The sequence below is a fragment of the uncultured Dialister sp. genome (assembly GCF_900541605.1).
Lineage (GTDB): Bacteria > Bacillota > Negativicutes > Veillonellales > Dialisteraceae > Dialister.
This window is the reverse complement of record NZ_UQKJ01000132.1, coordinates 1-4,801: the sequence shown is the minus strand read 5'-3', so window position 1 is coordinate 4,801 and position 4,801 is coordinate 1. Positions and strand designations below refer to the sequence as shown.

The 4,801-nt window shown below is 48.3% G+C and carries 3 protein-coding genes and 3 tRNA genes; 2 read left to right on the top strand and 4 right to left on the bottom strand.

Going from position 1 to position 4,801, the window contains the following annotated elements:
* The first annotated feature begins 82 nt into the window (after positions 1 to 82).
* On the top strand, positions 83 to 1,393 hold the full coding sequence (locus QZR21_RS08025; RefSeq protein ID WP_296098336.1) for an aminopeptidase C: 1,311 nt from the start codon (positions 83 to 85) through the stop codon (positions 1,391 to 1,393).
* Between the two features lie 57 nt (positions 1,394 to 1,450).
* On the opposite strand, the gene QZR21_RS08020 is transcribed toward QZR21_RS08025, so the two are convergent.
* The 4 genes from QZR21_RS08020 to QZR21_RS08005 form a co-directional block, all read right to left on the bottom strand.
* Positions 1,451 to 2,218 (bottom strand): alpha/beta hydrolase, encoded by a 768-nt coding sequence (locus QZR21_RS08020; RefSeq protein WP_296098338.1) that lies wholly within the window; start codon positions 2,216 to 2,218, stop codon positions 1,451 to 1,453.
* Positions 2,219 to 2,531: 313 nt separating this feature from the next.
* Positions 2,532 to 2,607 (bottom strand) — tRNA-Thr (locus tag QZR21_RS08015).
* Between the two features lie 83 nt (positions 2,608 to 2,690).
* A tRNA-Gly gene (locus QZR21_RS08010) sits at positions 2,691 to 2,764 on the bottom strand.
* 5 nt (positions 2,765 to 2,769) lie between these two features.
* A tRNA-Pro gene (locus tag QZR21_RS08005) sits at positions 2,770 to 2,846 on the bottom strand.
* 531 nt (positions 2,847 to 3,377) lie between these two features.
* On the opposite strand from QZR21_RS08005, the gene QZR21_RS08000 reads away from it, so the two are divergent.
* Positions 3,378 to 4,715: a hypothetical protein gene (locus QZR21_RS08000; RefSeq protein WP_296098341.1), complete on the top strand. Its 1,338-nt coding sequence runs from the start codon at positions 3,378 to 3,380 to the stop codon at positions 4,713 to 4,715.
* Positions 4,716 to 4,801: the final 86 nt, after the last annotated feature.

Sequence of the window (4,801 nt, the reverse complement as noted above, 5' to 3'; positions counted from 1 at the left end):
CATGCGAATGACTCTACCCATCTGCGCCGAATACAGCAGCTCTACAAACCGCAATGGTTTCATACCGGAAAGAAGGTTATTTATGAAAGGAATTACGGAGGAACTGCTTGCAAAGTTCCGTGAATCCTATGAATGTGATGAAAAGGCAAAGGTTCTTCATTCGGCCCTGGCCAAGACACCGATGATGGACCTGGCCTATGATGTTTCGGAAGGGGCCCTGCTGAAGGGACCCTTTACCATCGAAGTGAAGACGAAGGGCATTACTGCCCAGGAACAGTCCGGCCGGTGCTGGCTCTTTGCGGCCCTCAATATTCTTCGGGAAAAGGTGGCGGAGAGGTGCCATCTGGAGCAGTTTGAACTGTCCCAGAATTACCTTTCCTTCTACGACAAACTGGAAAAGGCCAATAATTTCCTGGAAATGGTCATTGAAAATCCAAAGGCTCCCATCAAAGGACAGCTCATGCAGTATGTGCTGCGGGGCATGACCGATGGAGGCTACTGGTCAGAAGCGGTGGACCTTATCGAGAAATACGGTGTTGTGCCGAAGCAGGTACAGCCGGAAACCTACCAGTCCGGCCATACGGACCGTTTTACGGATACCCTGAACCGGCTGCTCCGGAAGGATGCCCTGGAACTTCGCAGGCTTGTATCGGAAGGAAAGAATCCATATCCGAGAAAAGAAAAAATGATGGGAGAAGTGTACCGGGCGGAATGCATCGCCTTTGGCAGGCCGGTAGAAACCTTTGATTTTACTTATCGGGATAAGGACAATCAGTTCCATGAAGACCGCCATCTGACGCCTCGGGAGTTCTATAAAAAATACGTAGGCATTTCCCTTCGGGATTATATGGCGGTTATCAATGAGCCTACCTTTGATAAACCGGTGGGTAGAGTGATTGCATTCCATGCGGTGGAAAACATGACAGGCCATGATATGAAAGGATTGAATCTGACCCAGCAGGAAATGGAAAATCTCTGCATTGCCCAGCTGAAGGCGGGGGAGGCCATCTGGTTTGCCTGCGATGCCGGAGCAGCGGGAGCCCGGAAGGATGGGGTCTGGGATCCGAAAACTGTGCGGTATGAAGACCTGCTCGGCGGCTTTTCTACGGCCATGGAGAAGGGAAAACGGCTGGAATACAGTGCCAGCTCCGCCAACCATGCCATGCTTCTCACCGGTGTCCATCTGGATGAAGATGGAAAGCCGGACCGCTGGAAAATAGAAAACTCCTGGGGAAAAGATGTGGGAGACAATGGATATTTCGTATGCTCCGAAGCCTATTTCCGGGAATTTGTCTATGAAGCGGTCATCCTGAAAAAGCATTTTACGAAAGAACAGCAGGAGATGCTGGAAAAAGAACCGGTATACATCAATGCCTGGGACGAGGATTATTGATTCTTTGCCGGAATTCGGGCAATTAAAAAGGAAGCAGCCTTTGGGACTGCTTCCTTTTTAATTGCCATGAAAGAATTCGATGATTTTGTGGGTGGCCAGGGCCATGTGATTGGGATTTTGGAAGGGATGGTTTGCACCTTCCACAGGGATGAATTCGATGACATTGTTTTCGGCAAAGGCTTTGGAATCCTCTATGGGGATCATTTCATCCTTTGTGCCGTGGATGATAAGCATGTTATCTGCAAAGTCAAAGTATTCATGGTCCATGACGTCAAAATTCTTAAGATCATCAAAGAAAGACCGGTCCACCTTCATCTTCCGCTCGAAACCTACGGAAATTTCTTTTCCCTTCTGCAGTTTGGCTTTATCCTCTTCTGAAAGGTAGCCCATCATAGATTGGTACATATGAATTGCCGGGCAGCGGAGAGCGATTTTTGTAAAGGGATTTCCCACTTCGATGAGGTAGCGGAGCGTGAGGTAGCCGCCAAAACTGGAGGAGTAATTATATACCCGTTTGGCGCCCAGTTCTTCTTTGGCATATTCCACCACCAGGGTGAGGTAGGTAAGGCACTCTTCCACGGTCAGTTTTTTCCGTGCATCCATGCCGTGGCAGGGCCAGTCAAAGGCGATAACGGCAAAGCCCTTGTATTTGGATGTCAGATGCTCTCCAAAGTGGAAGGTGCCGGCGGTTTCCTTATTGCTGCCGAATCCGTGGGTGACGATGACCACGTCATCAAAAGAACGGGTACTTTTGTCATTGTTATTGATGATGAGTTTGCTGCGGATACTGAAGCCGCCGCGGTTGATATCAAAATGTTTTTCCATAAATCCTGTGTCCTGTTTTTATACAAATTGCGGTTTGTCGAGCTGCTGTGTTCGGCGCTGATGGGTAGAGTCATTCGTGTGGGGGCTTCTAGCTCCTGGCTTCCAGGAAAGCTGGCCAGCCTACGGCACGAATAACTGATGGAAATATCGGGTGGGCAGCGCCGCAGGCGAATCAGCCTTCCTGGCAGCTAGAAGCTCCATGCGAATGACTCTATCCGTAAGCATCGCCCTGACAGCTCGACAAACGGAAATTGGCTGAATTTCTATCAATGAAAAAGGCTGTGAAATGAATCCATTTCACAGCCCCTTGCGTTGGAGCCGGCAACAGGATTTGAACCTGCGACCTACGCATTACGAATGCGTCGCTCTACCAGCTGAGCTATACCGGCATGAACATATATATATTACAAGAGGAACCTGGGTTTGTCAAATCAGAGTTCCTATAAAAAAATCCGCCCTGGCGGATAAAAAATGGAGCGGGTGAAGGGAATCGAACCCTCGTAACCAGCTTGGAAGGCTGGCGCTCTACCATTGAGCTACACCCGCATAAATGGTCGGAGCAGCAGGATTTGAACCTGCGACCCCTTGGTCCCGAACCAAGTGCGCTACCAAACTGCGCTATGCCCCGACAACGTAATTGATTATACCAGCACTTTATAAATCTGTCAACAGATTTTCTAAAACTTTTGTTGGAATTTTTACACTGATTTTACCTTGAAATCATTTTGAAAGTTTAATATATACATTTGTCAAATATTTCCTATGATTTGTATAATCAACTGGCACGTACTGAGGCTGGGTCAATCCTATTTGTTGTAATTTCACGGAAAGAATGAATCCCAAAACCGCTTTCTTTATATTCACGCAAAAAGGCCCCACTGGAGATGGGGGCTTCTGCGGACACATCGGGATGGAGTTGTCTCGGTCTGTCTGATTTACAAAGTCGGTAATCTGGAGTTGCGGCTTCATTATTTCAAAAGGGAAAAGCCACAGCTGAAATTACTACTTCAGTGTACCATTCCTCTATAAAAAGAGCAATGGTAGGTGTGATATCTGTTTCCAACGGGAATATAAAATGATGTGAATCCTGTTTGATTATTCAGATTACATCATTTTCTGATGTGTTAATATATAGGTATACTATGACGAGGTGATAGGTATGGCTTTGACGGAAACGGAACTGCTGACAGAGTTGGAAAAGGACCTGCAGCATCCGGACCTGTTGTTTATGAAGAGTTACATCAAAGAAGAGGGAATTACGGCGGATACAGGGAAGACCTACGAAGAGGTGATCCTGAATTATCTTTCGGCCCATCCGGAAAAAATGCAGAAAACTGATACGAACTGGTCCATGTACCTTACCGTGGCGGATAAGGCATCGACCGGAGGCAGTCGGCTTTTGGATGGTATTCTGACACAGAATGATTTCAACCGCGGTTTTGCACTGGACATGAAGGTGGTTCTGAAAGACAGTCAGGTCCGGGAGTGGGGACGTTTTGCTTTTTCATCCATTGACAGGGAGGGAAAGGTGCTGACCCTGTTTGACATGAGGCCTGAAGGAGAAAAGGAAACGGCCCTGGCCCGCCTGCTGCGGCTCTGGTCCTGGAAGGAATCAGTGAATCCGGTTGTTTTGTCCAAGGCCCTTTCCCTGCCGGCGGCTTTCCAAATCAGGGCAGTTTCTCTGGTGACCGGTGCTTCCAATGAACGGTATGGTCTGGAGGAGAAGAAGCGGATGCCCCTGCCACTGAAAAAGTTGGGTATCATATTGGGCGTATCGGAACTGTATCTGTTCCATGGATTCCATCTGGTACCGGTGAACCAGGGACTGTTTCTTTCCGGACAATATACGAAGGCAGAACTTCTTTCGCTTATAGAGCGGGATAGCAAACATCCGGAGTCTCTGTACCAGAAGGACTATATGAATCGCATGGGGATTACTTCGGATACCGGGGAACCCTGTTGCCAGGTGCTGGCAGAGTGGCTGCTGTCGCACAGGGATATCTGGATGTCCCTTACTAAAGGGCTTTATCGGCGTATAGAAGGAAGCCGGGCAGAATTTCTTATAAAGAACCATTATTTTAAAAATATAAGGAAACAAAAGGTACTTCCTCCTTTTGGCAGAGTGCTTTCTGATGACCTTCTTTTCTTGGGAAGCCGTTTCCAGCAGACCGGGCGGCCTTCCCTTCTTCTGTATGATGCAGAAAAAGGGAAGGAGGGCTATTCCCTCCTGCGGGTACTGGAAATCCCGGAGTCCGGGGATTCCCTGCTGGCAGCGGTACTGAGAATATTTACTCACCTGGCCACTATGGATGATGGCAAAATCATAGATGAACTGAAACTTCCAAAGGAAACCCAGGTGGAGGGACGGATTCTCCTGGAAAAAAGCAACCGGCAGACGGATCTTTTTCTGCGGGATCTGCCGTTTCTTTCAGCCCTTATGAGGGCCATGGGTGTAGGTCTCGTAATTATGGAAGACGGCTATGAAGCTCTGTGGTAAGTGGAATATTTCAGTTTGTCGAGCTGGTGGACGGCGCTGATGGGTAGAGCCATTCGCATGGAGCTTCTAGCTACTAGCAGCTAGCT

Excerpts from the sequence above, each read along its gene's own strand:
- QZR21_RS08000 (WP_296098341.1), top strand. The coding sequence starts at position 3,378 with ATGGCTTTGACGGAAACGGAACTGCTGACAGAGTTGGAAAAGGACCTG.
- QZR21_RS08025 (WP_296098336.1), top strand. The coding sequence starts at position 83 with ATGAAAGGAATTACGGAGGAACTGCTTGCAAAGTTCCGTGAATCCTAT.
- QZR21_RS08020 (WP_296098338.1), bottom strand. The coding sequence starts at position 2,218 with ATGGAAAAACATTTTGATATCAACCGCGGCGGCTTCAGTATCCGCAGC.